Below are 20,258 nucleotides of genomic sequence, written 5' to 3' on the forward strand. Positions count from 1 at the left end.
GTCGACCAACACATGGAACTCAAGCCGGGTAGCCGGCTATTCAGTGCTGTCTGCACGACCGAGATGATCGTGGTGAAAGCGCCGGGCGGCGATGTCGACATCACCATCGGCGGGGCCGCACCCGTGGCTTCTGCCGCCGAGCGCGACGGCTCTGGTGCTGTTGCCGACGGCCACGGTGGCGGAACTGCGATGGGCAAGCGCTATGTCAACGCCGACGACTCGATCGAGATCTTGTGCACCAAAGCCGGCGACGGTGTCGCCGCGATCGCGGGCGAACCGATGGAACTCAAGGAGGCCAAGGCGCTTCCTTCGTCGGACTGACCTCGGCCCGCTTCCCCAGTGTCGTTCCACGTCTTGGCCAAACCGTCGGGTGCAATCTGCAACCTCGACTGCACCTACTGCTTCTACCTGTCCAAGGAGTTGCTGTATCCGGGCGACCGGTTCCGGATGGCCGACGAGACACTGCAGGCCTACATCTCCCAGCTCATCGACGCCGCCAGCGACAGCCCTCACGTGACCATCGCGTGGCAGGGCGGCGAGCCGACCCTGCTGGGCTTGGCGTTCTTCCAGCGCTCGGTCGAGATCACCAGGCAGCTGCTGCCGGCGGGCAAGTCGGTCGAGTTCACGATGCAGACCAACGGCACGTTGCTGGACGATGACTGGTGCCGCTTCCTGGCCGACAACAGCTTCCTGGTCGGCTTGTCGATAGATGGCCCCCCAGACGTGCACGACGCCTACAGGGTCGACAAACACGGGCGGCCCACGTCTCACAGGGTGCTCGAAGCGCTCGAGATGCTGCAGCGCCACGGCGTGGAGGTGAACGTCTTGTGCACTGTTCACGCCGCCAACCAGGATCGCCCCCTCGATGTCTATCGCTACTTCCGCGACGACCTGGGCATCGGGTTCATGCAGTTCATCCCCATCGTCGAGCGGGCCACAGAGGTGACCCTCGAGGTCGCCAACATGGGCTGGAGCTCCAGCCGCAAGGGCCGACCGCTGTATGTGAACGAGGGCTCGCTGGTCACCGAGCGCACCGTCGATTCGACCAAATGGGGTTTGTTCCTTGCGGCCATCTTCGACGAGTGGGTGCGCAACGACGTGGGCGACGTGTTCATCCAGTACTTCGACGCGGCCCTGGCCGCGTCGCTGGGCATGGGGTCGCCGATGTGCATCTTCGCCGAAACGTGCGGCGCGGTGCCCGTGGTCGAACACAACGGCGACCTCTACTCGTGCGATCACTTCGTCGAACCCAAGCACCTGCTGGGAAACATCAACCAGACCCACATGGTCGAGCTGATGGCCAAGCCCCAGCAGCGAAAGTTCGGCGACGACAAACGCGACACGCTTCCGCAGTACTGCCTCGATTGTGAGGTGCGTTTTGCCTGCAACGGCGAGTGTCCGGCGCACCGGTTCATCTCCACCCCAGACGGCGAGCCCGGCCTCAACTATCTGTGCGCCGGCTACAAGCACTTCTTCAACCACATAGACGAACCGATGCGCATCATGGCCGACCTGTTGCGACAGGGTCGCATGGCCCCCGAGATCATGGACATCCTGGCCGAACGAGACCGGGCTCGCTTCGCCGGGGTGGGACGCAACGATCTGTGCCCGTGCGGCAGCGGGGATAAGTTCAAGAGATGTCACGGCCGCTGAAAACCCTCCCTGCGGACAGCTCCTCTGACGAGATCGTCCAAGTCGTGCAGGCCGACGGAGCCTGCATCGTCGACCGGGCCCTCGACGTCGGCCGGCTCGACGCCATCAACGCCGAGCTCGAGCCGTGGATGGCCCGCACCCTTCACGGCAACGACGAGTTCGTCGGCCACCGAACCAGGCGCACCGGGGCCCTGGTGGCACGTTCGCCCCTGTGCCGCGAACTGGTCATGGATCCAACCGTGGTGGCGGCCGCCAACGGGTACCTCCAGCCGTTCTGCAATCGCATCCAAGTGCACCTCACCCAGACCATCGCCATCGATCCGGGCGAGACGGCCCAGCTGCTGCACCGAGATCGTCTGGCGTGGGGCGGCTACATTCCCCGCTCGATCGAGCCCCAGCTCAACACCATCTGGGCGCTCACCGATTTCACCACCGAGAACGGCGCGACCAACGTCATTCCCGGCAGCCACCTGTGGGACGACGAACGCAAGCCCGATCGCAGCGAGTGTGTGCAGGCCGAGATGTCGGCGGGATCGGTGCTGGTTTACTCGGGCTCGGTCGTGCACTCGGGCGGGGCCAACCTGTCGGACGCAACCCGGGTGGGTTTGAACATCACCTACTGCCTCAGCTGGCTGCGCCAGGAGGAGAACCAGTTCCTGTCGTGCCCGCCAGAAGTGGCTCGCGACCTCGACCCGGCGCTGACCGACCTGTTGGGCTACACCATGGCCAACTATGCGCTGGGCTACTACTCCGACCCGGTGGGGATACAGGGCCGCGGCGACATCCTGGGCCCCGAGACTGCGTTGGGTCGCTCGGCCACCGCGCCAGACGACAGTCTGGGCATCCTTCCCTGATCGGGTACCCAATCATCCCTGCGAAGGACGACGGGCAATCGGCCGTCTCGTAGATTCAACCCATGGCTGAGGTGTTCGAAGGTCGCTGGTCGGGGGTTGTCGAGGACGATTTTGTCGTGTTCCTGATCGGGATGCGGGTCAACAAACCCTGGAAGATCAACAAGTGGCTGCCCGTGGCCCGCTCGATGGGGCCCATGCAGCGAGAGCTCATGCAGAACCCCCAGCTGGGTTGTATGCACATCGAGAACTGGTTCGGGCGCACGACGATGTCGGTGCAGTATTGGACAGACACCGAGAGCCTCAACCGGTACGCGACCGGCGAGATCCACCTTCCGGCATGGAGGGCCTTCAACAAGGCGATCCGCAACTCGGGCGACGTGGGTATCTGGCACGAGACCTTCAAGGTGCACGCCGGCGAGTACGAAACCATCTACGGCAACATGCCCCGGTTCGGTTTGGCCGGGGCCGGCAAGCACATGCCCACCAGCGAGGTCGGGCAAAGCGCCAGGCGCCGTCTGGGCGACGACCAGGCCGAGCCTGCGGTCAATCCGTACTGAGTCACCTATCCTCCGGTCTAACGACAGGGGGAGGCTCTTCATGAAGGTCAGTTGGTCTCACACGGTCTTGAGGGTGCGCGACCTCGAGCCGATGATCGAGTTCTACCGGGACATGCTCGGGTTCCAGGTGTCCGATCGCGGTCCTCTGGGCCCCGATGGTCCCGAGATCGTCTTCATGTCGGGCGATCCCAGCGACCATCACCAGTTCGCTCTGCTTCCCGTGCGAACCGACAGCCCCGAAAGCAGCCTCGAGCACAACGCATTTCGGGTCGACACGGTCGCCGACGTCAAGACGATGTTCGACACGGTTTCGAACGATCCTCGGTGCAGCCGCATCATGCCGCTGACCCACGGCAACGCGGTGTCGGTCTACTTCAACGACCCCGAGGGCAACACCATCGAGGTGTTCGCCGACACCCCGTGGCACGTTCGCCAGCCTCAGGCGCGGGTATGGGACCCGTCGCTCGGCGCCGACGAGCTGTTGGCTTGGGTCGAGAGCGAGTTCCGCAACGAACCCGAGTTCGGTCCCATGGACGAATACCGGGCCCGCATGGCCCAGCGCCTCGAGGAGGTCTGAAAGTGAACCATCCCAACGAAACTCTCGAGCTGGTGTCGACCCTGACGGACGACGGAGCCGTCACCATCGCAATGCGCAAGGGTCAGGTTCCCGAGCCAGGCCCCACCCAGGTGGTGGTTCGCGTGGAGGCCGCGCCGATCAACCCGTCAGACATGGGCGCACTGTTTGCTCGCGGCGACGTCACCCAGGCCCAGGCCGTCGACGCCGACGGCATGCCTGGCGTGCGCATCCCGGTGCCGCAGGCCGCTTTGGCCGGTCAGAGGTCGCGCATCGGAATCGACGTGCCCGTCGGCAACGAGGGCGGGGGCACCGTGGTGGCGGCCGGATCGTCGCCCGAGGCTCAGGCGCTGGTGGGCCGTGTGGTCGGCTTCTTGTCGCGCACCGCTTACGCCCAGTATCGCACCCTCGACATCTCGCAGTGTGTGGTGATGGGCGAGGGAACCACCGCAGAGCAGGCCGCGGCTGCCTTCGTGAACCCCCTGACGGCGCTGGGCATGGTCGAGACCATGCGAGCCGAGGGCCACAAAGCCCTCATCCACACCGTCGGTGCGTCGAACCTGGGCCTCATGCTCAACCGCATCTGCCTGGCCGACGGTGTCGACCTGATCAACATCGTCAGGTCGACAGAGAACGTCGAGATGTTGCGCGCCCAGGGCGCTCGATGGGTGTGCAACTCCAGCTCCGACACCTTCCGCGACGACTTGGTAGAGGCAATCACCGCAACCGGCGCGACCATCGCCTTCGACGCCATCGGCGGAGGCGAACTGGCCGACACATTGCTGGCAGCCATGGAACGGTCGCTGTCGGCGGGTGCCACGGGCTACAACCCCTACGGCTCGGATGCGCTCAAGCAGGTCTACATCTATGGCGGTCTCGATCGCACAGCCACCACGCTCACCCGCGGCTATGGCATGCAGTGGTCGGTGGGCGGCTGGTTGCTGACCCCGTTCCTGGTCAAGATCGGCGCCGAAGCCGCCGCCCGGCTGCGCCAGCGCGTCGCCGACGAGATCACCACCACCTTCGCCAGCACCTACGGCATGAGGCTGTCGCTGACCGACGTCGTCGACCCCGACTACGTCAAGCGCTACGCCCGCACCGCCACCGGCGACAAGGCCCTGGTAGTGCCCAACTAGTCGGCTGTGCCTATTGGCCGCCGTCTATGCGCACGCTGGCCGATTGCGGATCGATCTCGATCATCTGCCCGCCTTGAATGCGGTCCATAGCGTCCCTCAGACCGATGACGGCCGGCAGCCCCAACTCGCGGGCCACTACGGCCGCGTGGCACGCCGGTCCGCCCTCGCTGGTGACCAAACCGCCACAGATCACCAAGATGGCGTTGAACGCCGGTGTTGTGGATGTAGTCACCAGAATGTCGCCGGGTTCGATCTTGTCGAACGCTTCGATCGCCGTCTTGGCGACAACAGCGCGGCCCTGCACCGGTTGACCACCCACTCCGGTGGGTTCGGCGGAGTCGAACTTGGCGTCTATGAACGCGCCCAATGCGGCCACCCAGTGGGCAACCGCGCCCGGAAACACCGACGGCTCTGGTGGTGGGCTCGGTTGTCCATTGAGCGAGCGTGGAGCCTCCATCCGAAGTTCTGACTCGCGTCGGCTTTCACGTTGCACGACCTCGTCGAACGTCGGGTCGCCCGAACCGTTCAACAGGGCCGCCGTCTCGGTGCCGGTCAGCGTCCAGATCGAACCGGGCGACGGAACGGCACCTTGGGCGGTAAGCCTTCGGGCCGCCTCGCGCATCGCCCGGCCGAGCAGACCCATCGGCCATGCGGCCAGTAGCCCCGAGTTGTCCTCGAGCATCGCGTGAGCGCGCTGGGCCCTTCGTGAAAGCCGGTCGAACTCCGACCGCTCGTCGGCGGGCGCCTGCGATCGAAGCCACTCGAGGGTCTGGGCGTGGTCGTCAGGAAGCGGCCGATGTGCCTTGATGGCCTTGAGTAACAGCGTGGGCTGCTCAGCCAGCGTCAGAGCGTCGACGTCGTCGCCCGTGGCCCACGTTCCGTGATAGCGCAGGTACTCGGCGAGTGCTTTGGCGGACTCGCCCTCGAGACTGGAGATCTCGTCGATCGTATGCAGGTTCGTGGTGCCGAGCGCGCGAACGAGGTCGTCCAGTCGCTTCCACGCTTCACGGTGCACCTCGACGCCATGCATGACGCTGCGGCGAACGGCGTCGGGGTCGAGGCCCCAACCTCGCGCAGCCAGTATGAACTCGCCGAACGCGGCACCGGCGCCGACGAGTTCGAAGTGTGTGCGCATGCCGTCTCTTGTCGCATCCGTAATCGCCGCGATGTGGTCGGCGAGTTCGCTGTCCTGGAGCTCGGCGGTCTGTACATCGGCGAGGGCCACCATCTTGTCGATCCAGTCGCGGCGCATCGCTGTCCATCGTTCGACGCTGTTCATCGGTTGGTCGATGGTCAGCGCTCTCTGGGCCACGGCCAGCCTCTTGCGCGCGGAGGGGGGAAGCCTCGTCAAGAGCTTCAGAACCACCCGCGGCGGTGGGCCACCCGCCTTTCGCGGAGCTCCGTGAACGAATGCGCTGGTGTAGGTGCGCCCGTTGACGAACTCGAGAGCCAAGTGCGACAGGGGCATTCCCAGCTCGGCGAACGCCCGGCGGAATCCGTCGGCGAACGCCGCGGGCATGAGCTCCTGCAAGGCCGCGGTCGCGACGCCTTCCTGGTGGGACGCGTCCAACTCCCAGACCCCACCATCTGGAGCGGTCCAGTTGCCTTCGAGGCTGCCGGTGTGGGCGGCGGTGGTCATCTCTTGTCCCCCTTGTTGTCCAGTGTTGCTGAAATGATCGACAACTCGACCAACTCGGTCGTCGTCAGATCGACGTCTGAGAAGCCTGCTCGTTCGAGCCATCGCGCGTAGTCGGCGAAGGTGTGCGCCTGGCGGCAGGCATCGCCGGGCGACGTGCCTGCGCTGGTGTCGAGGCCTCGCTTGCGCGCTGCGAAGGTGTCCACGGTGTCGGCGACGAACACCCGGCCGCCTGGCCGACACCAGCTGGCGGCACGCCGAATGGTCTCGGCGGGTTCCAGATTGCTGGCATCGGTGCGATCGATCACGACTCCGTCGAACGTCCCGAGAAGCGAGGGGTCGACGCCGTCGTCGAATCCTTGGTCTCCGGCGACTCTCAGCACGTGGTCGTCTGGTCGCAGCATCGCCGAGATCGCCCTCGAAACGACATCGCCTCTGGTCGGTTCGTGCATTGCTCCATTTCACTCGCAAGCCGGTTCGAGGTCATCGGCACCGAAGCGAATACGTAATTCGCCGACCCGGCTACGTAATGCAGCGTCGGCGGGCTCTGCGGGCTTGTCGGCCCGGTCGGTCGGCTGCTAGCCAGATGTCTAGTGGGACGCACTTCGACACGGTCTGCCGAGCTCTCGATGGTCGGGGACCTACTGGCGCGCCTGGATGAGGGCCGGGGCGGTGCTCTGCTGATTCGAGGGCCCGCAGGTATAGGCAAGACGACCCTCGTTCGAGCGGCGGTGTCGGGCATCGACGGCGTTGATGTCTTGGTGGGGCGTGCGTATCGGTTCCAGTCGCCGGTGCCGTTCGGGCCGATCATCGAGGCTCTGGCCCCGAGGCTCCGCTCGGCTTCGGATTCTGCCCAATTGGTCGAGAACCTCAGCTCGCTGGGGGTCTTGTTCGACGGTTTGGCAGTCGAACCGGTTGGACCGCTGACCGAACCGCTTCAGCGTTCCAAGCTGCTGCATGCGCTGCACACGCTCGTGCACCGAATGTCTGGGGTTCGCCCCGTCGTGGTCGCCATCGACGATGCCCAGTGGGCCGACGAGTCGACGATCGAGTTTCTCGCATTGCTATCCGACTCGCTCAGTGACGTGCCTGTCGTCTTGCTGCTGGTCGAGCGTGTATCCGACCCCGACGCGGGGACAGCAGCCTCGACCCTGTTCAACCGAATGAGGCGGGACGGGTCGCGCGTGCTGGATGTGGGCCCCCTCGACGTTCTCGGCGTCGAGGCGATGGTCAGCGAACTACTGGGCGGGGGAGCCGTCGAACCCGAGCTGGTCCGCCTGCTCCACGATCGAACCGCCGGTACCCCCCTGTACGTGAAGGAGGTCGCCACCCGGCTGGTCGACAGCGGCTACATCGAGCGACGCGGCCTGGTCTGGCAGTTCACCGGTACCAGCATCCCACCGTCGAGCCACGGCCCAGAGCTCATGGCCGGGCGCCTCGAGGGTTGTGAAGACGACGACTTGGAGATTCTCGAGCTCTTGGCGCTTCACGGCGCACCACTCGCCGAGTCGGACCTCATCGCCCTCGGAGCCAACACCAGCAGGTTGGGCCCGCTCGCCCGTCGCCGCTTGATCGTCGAAGACGTCGGGCTGGGAAGCCCCCGCTGGGCGCTCGATCATCCGGTCTTGGCCGACGTCATCGTCGACCACCTGATCACCAGCGACCGTCAGGTGAGACACGAACGCCTTGCCCGCCTGTTCGTCGGCTCTGATCCTGACCGGTTTGCTCATCACCTGATGCACTCGGGACCGCGCGCGGCCAGGGTCACCGGCTCCGACGACGACACGGCAACCGTGCTTCGTCAAGCCGGAGAGCGCGCGCTGGCGCGTCGTGAACTGAGCGACGCCACCGACTTGTTGACCGCCGCCGGTCGGCAGCTGCAGCGACCACGTCCCGATCCCGCTGCAGCCGGCATCAACCTGGCGCTCGCTCGGGCATGGTCGGCGCGGGGCCACCACCGCACCGCCTCGCTTCTGGCCGCCGACGCGTGCACCGAGTTTGCCGAACTGGGCGATTTCGACTCGGCGCTCGACGCCGTCGAGGTCCGAGCCGACGGGCGCTTTCTGGAAAGCGAGGACGACTGGGCCTGGCTCGAGGAGTTGGCCGAACAGATCGAGTCCCAAGGCACCGACGCCCAACGGTTCGCCATCCGGTTTCGGTGCTATTTCGAGCGTGCCCGCGCAGGTTTCCCTGCCGACCTGATTCAAGCACTGCAAGAACGAATTGCCGAAATGCGCACAGCTGACGACCCCACGGTTGCCCAATTGTCGGCACTGTGTGTCGAGTTGTTCGGACGCAGTGGCAGCCGAGACATCGATGTGACCGAAGCCAACTACGACAAGCTGTGCGAGCTGGCCGAACGCAACACCATGGTCGGCTCTCGTGGCTGGAACGGTCGCCTGGACGTCTGCCACGCCAAGGGCGCCTGGAGCCAGAGCGAGGAAGTCGAGCGCGAGTACCTGGCATGGGTCGAGGCCAATGAGTTGTCGACCTCATGGCGACTGGACCTGCTCCGCTGGGACCGCCTCATCGCTCGCGGAGACCTGACCGCAGCGTTGCAGACAGACTTCGACCACCGTTACGTTGCTGCCTCCAACTCGAGGGTGGCGATCTTGAGGGCCCTTCAAAGGGTCAGGACGTTCGCCGCGTCGGGTGATGTGGACGCCATTGAATCCGAGGTGATTCCCCAGCCCGAAGTTCTGCCCGACGGATCGCCCGACCGCAGCTCGCTGCAGTACTACCGGACAGCTCTGCTCTTGAAGGCCGCTCACTGCAATGACCAGGACGCGATAGCAGCTACGCAACGCCCGCTGCTGGCCACCCACCCTGGGGTTCCCTTGGCTGCAATAGAGGCCAACGCTCTCGCCGACATCGTGGTTGGCGACTCCGATGGTCTCAGGGCAGCGGTAGACCTACTGCGTACATTCGACCGCGACGCGCAGTACTTGCCAGGAGCCAAAGCAGACCTGTTCGAGGGTGAGTTCGCACTGCGCCACGGCGATTCTCGTCTGGGGGCCGAGCTGATTCGGCGAGCACACCTGTGGTTCACCAAGGCCGAAATGCCCATCGACGCGGCGCGAACCGCGCTGCTGCTCGAGGCCGTGTCGCCCGTCTCGGACGAACAGGCGACGGCGCTGCTCGACTGGCTGCGGAGTCTCGAGCTCGATCACTGGGCGACGAAGGTCGCCGACTTGCTCAGGCGTCGCGGTGTCTCACGCAACGGCCCGACCACTGGCGAGTCCGGTCGATTCGATCTGTCGCGCCGCGAGCGTGAGGTCGCCAAGTTGGTTATGGACGGCATGACAAACCGCGAGGTTGCCGATGCCCTGTTCATCTCGGTTCGCACGGTGACCAGTCATCTCGACCACATCTACACGAAGCTCGGCGTGTCATCGCGCCGAGACCTCGCTCCGCTGTTGCGAAGCGAGGTCTGACGGAACCGGCCCTCGATCAGCTCAGTCGACGACCTCGATCTCGCCCCACATTCCGTTCACGAAGTGAGGCGCACCCCCCTCGACCTCCACAGGACCACCTTGCGACGCCTGGGCGGCGGCCATGTACTCGGCCGGATCGGCACCCGTCGGGATACCGCACAAGATCAGATAGCGACCGGCCTGGGTGAGCTCACCCGTTCCCTCCACCGCAAATCCCTCGGTGTCAGGTGGCGCCACGATGACGGTCTCGACCCCGCCTGCAAAGGCCATCAGCTCGTTCATCGGAAGCGCCATCAGCTCACTGCCCGACCTGGTCTCGTCGTCTGGTAGCCGGATGGCAACCAGCTCGTGGACCTCCATCGACGAAGCGTTTGTCAGCGTCAGCGTCGACCCGACAGCAGCCTTGTCGGGCAGCCCTTCGAATCCGTAGTCAACCGCAGTGACGGCATAGGTGTCGGGCTCGAGACCGTCGTCGCCGCAAGCCGTCAAGCCGGCGAGCGCAAGGATCGACACGAGCACCAATATGAGTTTCTTGGAGTGTTGAAGCATGCCCCCAGCGTGTGGTGCCAGCGCTCGCTGCGAATCGGTACCAGGTACCTATCGGTCGGCGCTACGCACCGGCCGGCGCGGTACGTAACGGGCCTACTGGCCGATCGGCATGCCTCCGGCTGTGTCTATTGGCCGATCGGCATGCCTCCGTCGATGCGCAACAGGGCGCCGGTCATGAAGGTCGAGGCCGGGCTGGCCAGGCAAAGCGCCCCGGTCACGATCTCCTCGGGTTCCGCCGGGCGACCCAGGGCGTTGTTGGCCGTGCGGCGGCTCTGTTCGTCCCACGCCTCGGCGATGTCGGTCAGGAACGGCCCGGGCGACAGGGTGTTGATGCGCACCTTGGGCCCGTACTCGGCCGCCAGCGAGCGGGTCATGGCGTTCAGCGCGGCCTTGGCCGAGCTGTACGGCACCACCGCAGGCATGGGCAGCAGCGAACCGGACGATGTCACGTTGACGATGGCGCCGCCGTCGCCGTCGAACATGCGCTTGGCCACCTGAGACGCCAGGCGGAACGGGCCCTTGAAGTTCAGGTTCACGACCGCGTCGAACAAGCCCTCCTCGACCAGATGGCTTGGCGTCGCCGGGCCCATTCCGGCGTTGTTCACCAGGATGTCCACGCGGCCGAACTCGCCGTATGCGGCTTCGATCAGTGCGTCGATCGAGTCCCACTTGGCGGCGTGGACCTGGGCGGCCAGAGCCCGGCGGCCCAGCGAACGCACTTCGTCGGCGACCTTCTCGCAGTTGTCGACCTTGCGGCTGGCGATGATGCAGTCGGCGCCACGTTCGGCAAACGCCTTGACCATCTGATAGCCGAGACCCCGGCTGCCGCCGGTTACCAGCACCACCTTGTCGGTGAAGTCGAACAGCGGATCGGTCATGTGGTTCCTCCTGGCTCTATGCGATCGACCAACCCCCATCGAAGGGCAGTCTGGGCATCGATTGTGTCGGTGGCCAGCGCCAGTGCCGCGGTGCGCCATCGTCCGCACCGGCGCGTGATGCTGACCGTTCCACCAGCGCCCGGTATCAAACCCAGACCGGGCTCGGGCAGGCCTATCAACGTGTCGGGGTGGGCGACGACCTCGCCTGCGAAGGCGGCCATCTCGATGCCACCACCCAACGCATAGCCGTGTATCCGAGCCGTCGTCTTGGCACTCAGCAGATCGAGCAGGCGTGCGGGGCTGCGCATCAATCGGGTGACGTGGGCGGTGGCGGGGTCGGGTCTCGAGCCGAATTGGGCCAGGTCGCCGCCGCTGCAGAACGACGGGCCGATACCCCGCAGCTCGATGTGTTCGACCGTGTCGTCGACGATCGCCATGGCCAGAATCTCGTAGAGCTGGTCTCGCATGGCGACCGAGAATGCGTTGTGACGGCCCGGCCGGTCCAGGCAGATCTGCAGCGTTGTGCCGATTCGTTCGGCGCTGACCACGCACTCGGTGCCGAGATCGTCTGGGGTGGACGAGGGGTTCGCTTGGCGCCAGCGTTCGAACTCGGGCCCGGCCTGAAGGGTCGAGTACACGGCCGACTCGGCTGCAAGGCCGGACTCGGTATTGGATGGCGGGTTGCGCAACAACACGGCCAGCGATGTGCAGGCGACGGGGTTCTGGGCGACGGCCGACTGCAGGTGGGCCAGATCGTGCGGGCCGACGATCAGGTCTGCGCCGGCCGGCCCATCGCCGCCCAGATCCGATCCGACGAACGCCACGACGACGGGCAAGGCACCCGGAGACGGCAGCGAGCAGGTCGCGTCGCCCTCGACCACGAGCAGGGGCGTTGTGGCAGCGGCCTCGCCGGCATAGGGAGAGCCGACCCAATCGGCATAACTCTCGGGGGTGCAGAACATCGGTGTGATCGCCAGAGGCTAGGCCGCGCCATGATGTGCGTGTGAGTCGGCAGCCCACAGAACCGATCGTCGGCAGGCTGCTGAAGCTGTGCGAGGCGCTCGACTCGGCGGGTGCACGGGTGGGGGAGTGGTTCGGCGGAGATCCGCTGGCGGTGCTCGACCAGCGCATCGAGTTGCTGGGGCTTCAGGCGCCTGCTTCGCCCAGCGTCAGCTTTGGCGGTAAGGCCCGCATGGTTCGATGTTTCGATGGCTGGGCGGCAGTGTCGTTGCCGCGCCCCGAAGACGTCGAGGCCGTCGCTGCATGGCTCGAACTCGGGCACTCGACAGCGGCCGACCATGATCCTTGGCCCGTCGTCGTGCAGGGTTGTGCCAGCAGGTCGACAGCAGAAGTGATCGAGCGCGCCGCCCTTTTGGGTTTGGCGGTGTCAGCGGTCGGCGAGCGGCGCGCAGACACACAGGCGGTGCTGACCGAAAAGGTCGGCCAGGTGCCAGCGATCGAACCGGCCAACCTGGTCGTCGCCAACCTGGGTTCGTTGTGGGCCGCACCGCTGGCGGCGCAGGTGCTGCGCCGCATGGGCGCCAGGGTCATCACGGTCGAGAGCGCCGAGCGGCCCGACGGAGCGCGCGCCACCCCACGGTTCTTCCAAGCGCTGCATGAGGGCACCGAGTTCGTCAGCATGCCCTTTGGCACCCCAGCCGGGCGGCGCAGCCTGGCCGAGCTGCTCGGGTCTGTCGACGTGGTCATCGAGGGCTCTCGGCCCCGGGCGCTTCAACAGCTGGGAATCGACGCCCGGCAGATGGTGGAACACGGGCCTCGGTTGTGGGTGTCGATAACCGCTCATGGCCGCAGCGAGCCGTGGGCCAACCGGGCTGGTTTCGGCGACGACGCCGCAGCAGCGGGGGGCTTGGTCCGATGGGTCGACGGGTCGCCCGCCTTCGTCGCAGACGCCATCGCCGACCCGCTCAGCGGCCTCACCGCCGCCGAGGCGATCGCAACACTGGCGTCGGGCGGGGATCGCTGGATCGTTGACGTCGCGCTGGCCCGGGTGGCGGCCTCGTTCGCTGCCTAGGTCTTGGCCAACTCCAGAACAGCGGCGACGGTTCTGTGGTTGCGGGCCGTGGTCTGGGTGCGGGCGACGCGGTCGAATCGCTCGGCCAGCTTCGATCGGCCTATGCCCTCGGGCGCGTGCAGGTACACGACCCCTTCGCCGAGCTCGACGGCCTCCGACGGCTTGGCCAGTTCGGCCAGTTCGGCCAGCGCCGAGGGTGGGGGCGTAGATGCGACGAAGAAGTAGTGCACAGACTTGGGGTCGGCTTGTGCGTGCGCTTCGAACGGATTGTTTTCGACGGCGCCCTGGAGTTGGGCGAGGTCCATCACCCACACCGCAGGGCGAAAGCCGTGGTCGCGTTCGATGACATCGGCGATGCGGTCAGCCACCGAATCGGGTGAGGTGTCGTCGCAGTCGACGATGACGTTGCCGCTCTGGATGTAGGTCCTGGGATTGCTCAGGCCGGCCTCATCCAGCCCGGCCCGCAGCTGGGCCATGGGCAGCTTGTTGTGGCCGCCTACGTTCACACCCCTCAGCAACGCGATCCACGTGGTCAAGCGGTGGCCACGACCCGGCCGTGCACCCCACCGAACCCGTTGGGTTCGAGTTCGGCGTCGGGGTCGTCGTAGTACTCGCCGCCGTCGGCCAGGTACCGGAACCGCAGCTCGGTGCCTGCGGGCACCTTCACCACCGCCGACTTGCGGCCATTCGACCGCTTCTTCAGCGGTGTGGCCCACGGATCCCAGCCGTTGAAGTCTCCCACCACCGAGACCGGCCGGTTCTCGTCGAGGCTGAAGGTGACTGTGGTCTCCTCGTTTCGCGAGTCGGTCTTGAGCTTGATCATGTGTTGGGATGGTAAGGATCTTCGCCCAGAGCGCAAGTGAACTTCGGCACCGTTCACGCGGTGTTCACGGTCGCAGGCTCGGCTGTGGCAGTGTGCCTGCATGCCGTGGATTGACACCGTGCCAGACGACCAGTGGGATGACGACCTTGCCCCTCTTCACTCCCAGGTGGTCGATCGCGACCTGGGCCGCGTCGACAACATCATGGCGATTCACTCGCTCAACCCCCGCGGCTTGGCGGCCCACAACGCTCTGTACGGGTCGGCGATGGCGGGCACAGCGACACTCCGAAAGGTCGAGCGCGAGTTAGTCGCCTACGTGGTCAGCCTCGAGAACCACTGCCATTACTGAATGGTCCACCATCGGCGCGGTCTGCGCCGGCTGCTGAAGGACGACGCACTGCTGGTCGCCATCGAGGCCGACTGGCGCTCGGCCGACCTGGGGCCCAAGCGTCGGGCGATGTTGGACTACGCGGTCAAGTTGACGCTGGCGCCGGGCGAGATGGTCGCCGCCGATGTCGCAGCCCTTCGGGCGGTCGGCTTCGGCGACCGCGACATCCTCGACATCTGCGAGGTCACCGCCTATTACGCGTACGTCAACCGCATCGCCGATGGTCTGGGCGTCGACCTCGAAGACTGGTACCCACCCGAGCCCGACTGAAACCCCGGTGTTTCAAATTCTCAAGCGGAGAACACCACAGGGGTCCACACCAGGATGTCGTTGCCCACCTGGCCCTGGTCGTCGACCGTGGCAGCCCGTACCTCGAAGCGCAGCAGTCGGCCACCGTCGACGGGGCGTTCTTCGGTGAGGGTGTGGCGGAACTCCAGCAGGTCGCCCTCGAACGCCGGGCCGATGTGGTCGCAGCCATCCCACGACACGACGGTGGCGATGCCGGGCAGCACCCGCGACAGCGACGACTGCGCCAGCCCCTGAACGTGCCCGCCATAGACCAGCCGCTTGCCGTAGATGCTGGTGGTGGCGTCGCGGTGAACAAAGGCCTGGTTGAAGGTCATGCGGGCCAGCGATGGGGCCAGGTCGACGTGGTCGCGCATTGCGTCGGTGCGGGTTTCGCCGATGGGCCAGTCGGTCGAGGGAAGCGACCCCAGATCCCACGAAGGCACCAGCTGGGCGACCTCGTCGAATGGGGCCGGTTCGGAAGGGCCTGGAATGTCGGCCGAGTGGCCCGGCACAGGGCCGCGGCTGGCCACCAAGGCGCACCGTTCATAGCGCGCCACCGGCCCGTTGTCTGCGACCGTCTCGATGCCCAGCCAGACCTTGCCCCGGTGCTGTTCGCCCTTGGGCTTAGAGTCGCACAGGCCCAGAACGGTCGCGGTCGTCTGCAGCGTCTCGCCGACCTCGACCGGGCGAAGGATGCGCACCGAGCGGTAGTACAGGTTGGCGACCGCCCTGCGGGTTGCGTTGGTCGTCTGGCCGATCGAGTACTGCATCACCAGTGCCGGGTTCACCAGCGCACCATCAGAGCCGCTGACCGACTTGTAGGCACGACGATCAGACGACGGCAGGTGCTGGTCGCCGGTGATCATCCGGTAGGCGACGTTGTCGGCCTCGGTGACGGTGGCGGGCGGAAGCGGCGGGATCGTCATCCCCTGCTCGAACTCGTCGTAGTAGGGGCCGTCGTTGCTGCTCATCGAGTCTCTCCGGGGGGCGAATCGGCTGTCTCCAGAGACTAGGCGGCTAGTCGGGCGAGGGCGAGAATGAGGATCGCCCCCAGGATCGATCCGCCCAGGCCTGCGGCTGCGATGTCTGTGCCCCGGCCGGCGAGAGCGTTGGCCAGTGTGCCGCCAACCACAGAACCGGCCAGGCCCACGGCGATGGTGCCCAGGCATCCCAGGCTCTTGCCCGGCCGCACAACGATGCGGGCCAGGGCTCCGGCGATGAGTCCTATGGCGATCCAGGCGAAAATACCCACGCCGACCAGTCTTGCAGCCCTGCCGCCCGATCGGTCAGCACGCGGCGGGTTCGCCCAGTGTCCACATGGTCACCCTGCCGTTTACGACCTGCATGTCCTGTTCGAAGATGCACATCTCGACCCTGTCCTCGCCGGTCCATCTCGGCTGCCACGTTAGGGGGTGGCCGTCGATGGTGAGGGGCTGGCGGTCTGCGCTGACCGGCTCGGCACTGATGGATCTCAGGAAGCGCTCGATCGCCGGAAGCCCCGAGTAGAGCTCCATGTCGGCTCCGAATCGGATCTGGCCGGTCTCGCTGAACAACTCGAGCGCTGCCTGCACATCGCCCGAGGCCAATGCCACGCCGAGCGCCTTTGGAACGTGGTCGTCGCAGATTGAGTACGTGCCGAACGTGAACGACGTGATCAGCCCATCCGAAACGTGGGCGCTTGCGTTCGGGAAGCACCTGCGCTCGATGGGCGAGTCGACGACCAGGTCGAAGTGGATGGTGCCGACGAAGTCATAGTTCAGCACGGTCGCCTCGCTGAGGCCGAGTGGTACCTCGTAGGTTGCGCCCAGACTGGCATCACCTCTGAACGCGGCGTCGGCCAGGGGTCGCTCTGCCGTCCACCTTGCGGTGTTGGGGTGCCCGTACACAGCGGCGTCCGGTGCCAGCAGGCCTATCGCCGCCTCGCCGTCGCCCGCGTTGATGGCGTCGAAGAACAACTGCACGACCTCATAAGCGCGCGGTTCGGCTGGTTCGTCGACAGGCGGAGCGATCGACGTGGGCACCACCGAGGTGGCGGCCGAATCTGCGGGTGCGGTCGCATCGCGCGCCGGGCCGTTGTCGACCACTGTGATGGCCGCGCCGATCATCACCACCACGGCTGCAGCGGTGGCCAGCAGCCGCCATCGGGTGGCCGGCGCGCCGCTTGCGACCATCGTCTCTTCGACCACACCCGTGGCACCCAGCGCCAGATCGACACGCGGTTCGGGGGTTGCGCCACGGCGGTCTTCGATCGCCCGGTCCAGGTGGGCCCGATAGCCGCCGAGCTGTTCGATCAAGTCAGACATCTGTGACTCCAAGCGACTTGCGGAGACTGGCCAGCGCCCGCCTCACGTGGGTTTGAACCGTGGGCTTCGACACCTCTAGCAGTTCGGCGACCTCGGCCAGGCTGTAGCCGAATGTGTGAACCAGCAGAACGCAGGAGCGCTGCATCTCGGGCAGATTCTCCAGAGCGGCCGGCAGCCCGGGTTCGATCCACGGCATCTCGGACTGTTCCGGGCGCGGCAGACGAATGGGGTGTCGGGCTTGCTTCAAGGCGTGGTTGTGCCCAACCCGGTACAGGTAGCCGGCCGGGTTGGTGAATGCAGCGATCCGATCCCAATGCCTCCAGCCGTAGGCCATGGCTTCGGCTGCGGCCTCGACACCCCGATCTACGCCGAACGCGGCGCTCAGGGCGTGTTCGAGGCGGGGGCGAACCTCGGCGGCAAACGTCTCGAACGTCGACACCATTGCGACCCTGCCTCCGCGCCTCATCACTCTCTAAGACCCCACGGCGCCGTTTCGTATGACAGCTCTGCGCTCGTAAGCATGCATGGTCGCGCCCGCATCTTTGCGACAGTCCACGGTCTGGCTCGCCTGGGAGCGATCGATGCCGCAAAGATGCGGGCGCGCAGACATGGCCGCATGTCCGGGGTCAGCTGTAGCTGGCTCCCAAGCCGGCGCGGGCGTCGGTCTGGATGCCGTAGGGCGGAATCGGATAGCGCAAGCCGTTGCGAGCCAGCGCTTCCATGCCGGCCACAGCCTGGGCCAGATGGCCTGGCTTCAGCGCCATCAACATCTCTTCGTCGGGTACACCGCCATAGCGCCGTTCGGCGAAACACGGCAGCGACAGGCTCGGTTCGCCCGTCGCCAGTGCCCGCCCCCACGAGTCGGCGCAGGCCGATTCGCCGACCACGCCCCAGTCGAACTTGCGATATCCCGTCCACTGCAGCCCGTTGATGAGGATGATCATCTGTCCGGGTGTGGCGTAGATCATGCAGATGTCGGGCGGGTCGAGGCGACCGGTGCTGAGGGGAGACACGGCCATCGCCTGGTACGTGCCGATCGGAACGACATCCATGGCCGCCTGGTGCGCGGCCGAGTCCTCGACCGTTTCGAACCACACGCCGGCCATGTGTTTGCCCGAGTACCACTCGTCGTCTTGTCCGCCCAGGCCCAACACCGATGCGCACTGGGCCCCGACGAGATCGTCGACGGTGACGCCTACGGTCCAGTTGAGCCGCGATGCCATCGAGACGATCTGATCGGCGGTGTGCACGTCTTTGGGGCGGCGGATGCGATCGATCGCCTCCATCTCCTCGACGGTGCGGAACATCTTCATGCCGATAGGGGTGGTCTTCAGCCGCAACAGCTTGTCGAGACGCGGCAGCAGGTCGGCCCAGTCGACCTTGTCGTCTGATTGGCGCAGGTGCACGGGCTGTTGAGTCATCGTTCCCCCAAATTCGGCTGACGTGTTCGGTACCGACGCTACTCTGCGACGCATGATCATGGATCAGGTACGCACCGAACTGACCGCAGCGATGAAGGCTCGCGACTCGGTGACCGTCGACGCCTTGCGTTCGATCATGGCCGCCGTGAAGGAGGCCGAGGTGTCGGGGGCCACCGCGCGCACCCTGTCCGACGACGAGGTTCAGAAGGTCATCGCATCGCAGGCCAAGCGGCGGGTCGAGGCTGCCGAAGCCTTCGACGGTGGCGGTGCCACAGACCGGGCGGCCAAGGAGCGCGCCGAACTCGAGGTGCTCGAGCGGTTCTTGCCCAAGCAGCTGTCGGCCGCAGAGCTCGAGTCGATCGTCGAGTCGACTATGGCCGAGGGCGGCTTCTCCGATAAGTCGCAGATGGGCCAGGCGATGAAGGCCGTCAATGCCAAGGTCGCCGGTCGTGCCGACGGCCGCACCGTTGCCGAGCTCGTGAAGGCTCGCTTGGCCTAGAAGTCCCAGCCCAGGTGGGGCTGGGGCATCTGCAGGGCGCGATCCAGCGCGGCGGCAAGCTCGGCAGGGCAGCCGATGTGGTCCAGCGCAGCGAGCGTCGAGGTGGGCACCACCCCGAACAGCAAGCGCGACAGCGGCCCAACCGCAGTTGTCAGCGTGGGAAGCGCCGAGTCGGCGCCGGGCTCGGCGAGCGAATCGGCCGACAACTCGACCAGATAGTTGTCGCCGATGCCTGGCCAGCCGACGTCCAAGCGCTCGATGGGGTCGCTGACCGCCAGGTTGAAACGCACCGGTTCGCCTGGCCAGTCGATCGACGATACGACCGCGGCCAGGTCGTTTATCCGCAGCTGCCAGAACGCCTTGGCGCGGTGTGGTTGGACGTTGGTGTCGCGCGCCACCCCGATCTGTCGGATCGGTCCGCGGATCAGGTCCTGCAGCTGGATCTCGGGCGGCTCCATCATGGTGAAGCGGTACAGCTGGTCGCCCAATTCGCGGGCCAAACGCAGCAGTTCGAGCAGTTGCTCGATGGTTTCGTAGGCCACGAAGTAGGGCCGGAAGTGTCGATCGTCCTTGGCGGTGCCGGCCATGAAGTGGGTCAGACGGCCATCGGTGCGATAGCCGAGCGCCCACGCGTTCTTCATCCACCCCAACTCGGCGGCGACGTGGGCCGGCGAGTGCAGGGCGGCAGACCCGTGCGAGCGCAGTCTGCCGCTGAGCGCAGCGTGCATCTCTTCGGCATCATCGACACCCAGGCGCACCGGCCTGCGGTAGGTCACATGGTCCAGCGCCAGCGACGTGGGATCAAAGGTCAGCTCGTGTTCATAGCTGCCGGTGCCGAACCCCAGCCGTTCGTAGAAACCGGTCTCGAACACGCCCAGAACCGACACGGCCGCGCCCGACCGGGCCCCTTCTGCGATGGCTCGGGCCGTCAGTGTTGTGGCCAGGCCCATCTTGCGGCCCACCAAGCTGGTCAGCACGGCGGTGATCGCCGACATCGACAGCTTGGTGCCCGTGTGGAAGATGTCGCCGGGAACGTTTTGGGCCATGGCCTCGGCCGCGCCGTCGATCACCGCCACCTCGGTCATGCCGGTGCCCAACAGCGAGTCGAGCGCGGCGACTTCACCCTCGTCTGACGGGTCTGACCAACCGACTTCTTTCCAGAGACGACCGATCGATTCGCGGTCTTCGGGCTGGTACAGGCGGAACTCGACCATCGGTCCATCGTGGCATTCG

General features: G+C 66.1%; 23 protein-coding genes. 10 read left to right on the plus strand and 13 right to left on the minus strand.

The features are described 5' to 3' along the window. The first annotated feature begins 12 nt into the window (after positions 1 to 12). The 6 genes from R2770_19240 (at position 13) to R2770_19265 (ending at position 4,774) form a co-directional block, all read left to right on the plus strand. Positions 13 to 321: a hypothetical protein gene (locus R2770_19240; protein ID MEZ5282598.1), complete on the plus strand. Its 309-nt coding sequence runs from the start codon at positions 13 to 15 to the stop codon at positions 319 to 321. A gap of 18 nt (positions 322 to 339) precedes the next feature. Continuing rightward, positions 340 to 1,653, plus strand: a complete 1,314-nt coding sequence (locus R2770_19245) for an anaerobic sulfatase maturase (GenBank protein ID MEZ5282599.1) — start codon at positions 340 to 342, stop codon at positions 1,651 to 1,653. 44 nt (positions 1,654 to 1,697) lie between these two features. After that, complete coding sequence (locus tag R2770_19250; protein ID MEZ5282600.1) at positions 1,698 to 2,507, plus strand: phytanoyl-CoA dioxygenase family protein; 810 nt, start codon at positions 1,698 to 1,700, stop codon at positions 2,505 to 2,507. 62 nt (positions 2,508 to 2,569) lie between these two features. Then, the gene (locus tag R2770_19255) at positions 2,570 to 3,064 is read left to right on the plus strand and encodes a DUF4188 domain-containing protein (GenBank protein ID MEZ5282601.1); all 495 of its coding nucleotides are present in this window, start codon (positions 2,570 to 2,572) and stop codon (positions 3,062 to 3,064) included. A gap of 40 nt (positions 3,065 to 3,104) precedes the next feature. Continuing rightward, entirely contained in the window at positions 3,105 to 3,641 is a 537-nt protein-coding gene (locus R2770_19260) for a VOC family protein (protein ID MEZ5282602.1), read from the plus strand. Between the two features lie 2 nt (positions 3,642 to 3,643). Further along, the gene (locus tag R2770_19265) at positions 3,644 to 4,774 is read left to right on the plus strand and encodes a zinc-binding dehydrogenase (GenBank protein MEZ5282603.1); all 1,131 of its coding nucleotides are present in this window, start codon (positions 3,644 to 3,646) and stop codon (positions 4,772 to 4,774) included. A gap of 10 nt (positions 4,775 to 4,784) precedes the next feature. On the opposite strand, the gene R2770_19270 is transcribed toward R2770_19265, so the two are convergent. Further along, on the minus strand, positions 4,785 to 6,413 hold the full coding sequence (locus R2770_19270; GenBank protein ID MEZ5282604.1) for a PEP-utilizing enzyme: 1,629 nt from the start codon (positions 6,411 to 6,413) through the stop codon (positions 4,785 to 4,787). Then, entirely contained in the window at positions 6,410 to 6,862 is a 453-nt protein-coding gene (locus R2770_19275; GenBank protein MEZ5282605.1) for a hypothetical protein, read from the minus strand. The genes R2770_19270 and R2770_19275 overlap by 4 nt, the downstream gene beginning before the upstream one ends. A 141-nt stretch (positions 6,863 to 7,003) precedes the next feature. Here R2770_19275 and R2770_19280 point away from each other — a divergent pair, with 141 nt between their 5' ends. Continuing rightward, positions 7,004 to 9,844, plus strand: coding sequence for an AAA family ATPase (locus R2770_19280; protein ID MEZ5282606.1), 2,841 nt, complete (start codon positions 7,004 to 7,006; stop codon positions 9,842 to 9,844). Positions 9,845 to 9,865: 21 nt separating this feature from the next. Here R2770_19280 and R2770_19285 read toward each other — a convergent pair whose 3' ends face one another. The 3 genes from R2770_19285 to R2770_19295 all read right to left on the minus strand — a co-directional run bounded on the left by R2770_19285 (position 9,866) and on the right by R2770_19295 (position 12,233). Next, on the minus strand, positions 9,866 to 10,393 hold the full coding sequence (locus tag R2770_19285) for a hypothetical protein (GenBank protein MEZ5282607.1): 528 nt from the start codon (positions 10,391 to 10,393) through the stop codon (positions 9,866 to 9,868). Between the two features lie 125 nt (positions 10,394 to 10,518). After that, positions 10,519 to 11,271, minus strand: a complete 753-nt coding sequence (locus tag R2770_19290) for an SDR family oxidoreductase (GenBank protein MEZ5282608.1) — start codon at positions 11,269 to 11,271, stop codon at positions 10,519 to 10,521. Further along, positions 11,268 to 12,233 carry an enoyl-CoA hydratase/isomerase family protein gene (locus R2770_19295; protein ID MEZ5282609.1) on the minus strand — a complete coding sequence of 322 codons (966 nt, stop codon included), beginning with the start codon at positions 12,231 to 12,233 and terminating at the stop codon, positions 11,268 to 11,270. The genes R2770_19290 and R2770_19295 overlap by 4 nt, the downstream gene beginning before the upstream one ends. 41 nt (positions 12,234 to 12,274) lie before the next feature. Here R2770_19295 and R2770_19300 point away from each other — a divergent pair, with 41 nt between their 5' ends. Further along, the gene (locus R2770_19300; protein MEZ5282610.1) at positions 12,275 to 13,303 is read left to right on the plus strand and encodes a CoA transferase; all 1,029 of its coding nucleotides are present in this window, start codon (positions 12,275 to 12,277) and stop codon (positions 13,301 to 13,303) included. Here the strand turns inward: R2770_19300 and R2770_19305 are convergent. Beyond that, the gene (locus R2770_19305) at positions 13,300 to 13,839 is read right to left on the minus strand and encodes a DUF1697 domain-containing protein (GenBank protein ID MEZ5282611.1); all 540 of its coding nucleotides are present in this window, start codon (positions 13,837 to 13,839) and stop codon (positions 13,300 to 13,302) included. The genes R2770_19300 and R2770_19305 overlap by 4 nt on opposite strands. After that, the gene (locus R2770_19310) at positions 13,836 to 14,126 is read right to left on the minus strand and encodes an isoamylase early set domain-containing protein (GenBank protein MEZ5282612.1); all 291 of its coding nucleotides are present in this window, start codon (positions 14,124 to 14,126) and stop codon (positions 13,836 to 13,838) included. Before R2770_19310 ends, R2770_19305 begins: the two co-directional genes overlap by 4 nt. Positions 14,127 to 14,226: 100 nt before the next feature. Here R2770_19310 and R2770_19315 point away from each other — a divergent pair, with 100 nt between their 5' ends. After that, the gene (locus tag R2770_19315; GenBank protein ID MEZ5282613.1) at positions 14,227 to 14,784 is read left to right on the plus strand and encodes a peroxidase-related enzyme; all 558 of its coding nucleotides are present in this window, start codon (positions 14,227 to 14,229) and stop codon (positions 14,782 to 14,784) included. A 20-nt stretch (positions 14,785 to 14,804) separates the two neighbouring features. Here the strand turns inward: R2770_19315 and R2770_19320 are convergent, their stop codons facing one another. The 5 genes from R2770_19320 to R2770_19340 form a co-directional block, all read right to left on the minus strand. Beyond that, positions 14,805 to 15,773, minus strand: a complete 969-nt coding sequence (locus tag R2770_19320) for a hypothetical protein (protein MEZ5282614.1) — start codon at positions 15,771 to 15,773, stop codon at positions 14,805 to 14,807. 38 nt (positions 15,774 to 15,811) lie between these two features. Then, complete coding sequence (locus tag R2770_19325; GenBank protein ID MEZ5282615.1) at positions 15,812 to 16,054, minus strand: GlsB/YeaQ/YmgE family stress response membrane protein; 243 nt, start codon at positions 16,052 to 16,054, stop codon at positions 15,812 to 15,814. A gap of 34 nt (positions 16,055 to 16,088) precedes the next feature. Then, positions 16,089 to 17,105, minus strand: a complete 1,017-nt coding sequence (locus R2770_19330) for a hypothetical protein (GenBank protein MEZ5282616.1) — start codon at positions 17,103 to 17,105, stop codon at positions 16,089 to 16,091. After that, positions 17,098 to 17,547: an RNA polymerase sigma factor gene (locus tag R2770_19335; protein ID MEZ5282617.1), complete on the minus strand. Its 450-nt coding sequence runs from the start codon at positions 17,545 to 17,547 to the stop codon at positions 17,098 to 17,100. Before R2770_19335 ends, R2770_19330 begins: the two co-directional genes overlap by 8 nt. A 184-nt stretch (positions 17,548 to 17,731) precedes the next feature. Continuing rightward, positions 17,732 to 18,526 carry a DUF169 domain-containing protein gene (locus R2770_19340; GenBank protein ID MEZ5282618.1) on the minus strand — a complete coding sequence of 265 codons (795 nt, stop codon included), beginning with the start codon at positions 18,524 to 18,526 and terminating at the stop codon, positions 17,732 to 17,734. Between the two features lie 52 nt (positions 18,527 to 18,578). Here R2770_19340 and R2770_19345 point away from each other — a divergent pair, with 52 nt between their 5' ends. Further along, positions 18,579 to 19,025 (plus strand): GatB/YqeY domain-containing protein, encoded by a 447-nt coding sequence (locus R2770_19345; GenBank protein MEZ5282619.1) that lies wholly within the window; start codon positions 18,579 to 18,581, stop codon positions 19,023 to 19,025. On the opposite strand, the gene R2770_19350 is transcribed toward R2770_19345, so the two are convergent. Continuing rightward, complete coding sequence (locus R2770_19350) at positions 19,022 to 20,239, minus strand: GNAT family N-acetyltransferase (protein MEZ5282620.1); 1,218 nt, start codon at positions 20,237 to 20,239, stop codon at positions 19,022 to 19,024. The genes R2770_19345 and R2770_19350 overlap by 4 nt on opposite strands. Between the last annotated feature and the right edge of the window lie 19 nt (positions 20,240 to 20,258).

It is taken from the genome of Acidimicrobiales bacterium (assembly GCA_041394185.1).
Classification (GTDB): domain Bacteria; phylum Actinomycetota; class Acidimicrobiia; order Acidimicrobiales; family Poriferisodalaceae; genus JAAETH01.

Bases quoted from the DNA above. Each gene is read 5' to 3' on its own strand.
- R2770_19240 (MEZ5282598.1), top strand. From the start codon at position 13: ATGGAACTCAAGCCGGGTAGCCGGCTATTCAGTGCTGTCTGCACGACC.
- R2770_19255 (MEZ5282601.1), top strand. From the start codon at position 2,570: ATGGCTGAGGTGTTCGAAGGTCGCTGGTCGGGGGTTGTCGAGGACGAT.
- R2770_19260 (MEZ5282602.1), top strand. From the start codon at position 3,105: ATGAAGGTCAGTTGGTCTCACACGGTCTTGAGGGTGCGCGACCTCGAG.
- R2770_19270 (MEZ5282604.1), bottom strand. From the start codon at position 6,413: ATGACCACCGCCGCCCACACCGGCAGCCTCGAAGGCAACTGGACCGCT.
- R2770_19275 (MEZ5282605.1), bottom strand. From the start codon at position 6,862: ATGCACGAACCGACCAGAGGCGATGTCGTTTCGAGGGCGATCTCGGCG.
- R2770_19285 (MEZ5282607.1), bottom strand. From the start codon at position 10,393: ATGCTTCAACACTCCAAGAAACTCATATTGGTGCTCGTGTCGATCCTT.
- R2770_19290 (MEZ5282608.1), bottom strand. From the start codon at position 11,271: ATGACCGATCCGCTGTTCGACTTCACCGACAAGGTGGTGCTGGTAACC.
- R2770_19295 (MEZ5282609.1), bottom strand. From the start codon at position 12,233: ATGTTCTGCACCCCCGAGAGTTATGCCGATTGGGTCGGCTCTCCCTAT.
- R2770_19310 (MEZ5282612.1), bottom strand. From the start codon at position 14,126: ATGATCAAGCTCAAGACCGACTCGCGAAACGAGGAGACCACAGTCACC.
- R2770_19320 (MEZ5282614.1), bottom strand. From the start codon at position 15,773: ATGAGCAGCAACGACGGCCCCTACTACGACGAGTTCGAGCAGGGGATG.
- R2770_19330 (MEZ5282616.1), bottom strand. From the start codon at position 17,105: ATGTCTGACTTGATCGAACAGCTCGGCGGCTATCGGGCCCACCTGGAC.
- R2770_19335 (MEZ5282617.1), bottom strand. From the start codon at position 17,547: ATGGTGTCGACGTTCGAGACGTTTGCCGCCGAGGTTCGCCCCCGCCTC.
- R2770_19340 (MEZ5282618.1), bottom strand. From the start codon at position 18,526: ATGACTCAACAGCCCGTGCACCTGCGCCAATCAGACGACAAGGTCGAC.
- R2770_19345 (MEZ5282619.1), top strand. From the start codon at position 18,579: ATGATCATGGATCAGGTACGCACCGAACTGACCGCAGCGATGAAGGCT.
- R2770_19350 (MEZ5282620.1), bottom strand. From the start codon at position 20,239: ATGGTCGAGTTCCGCCTGTACCAGCCCGAAGACCGCGAATCGATCGGT.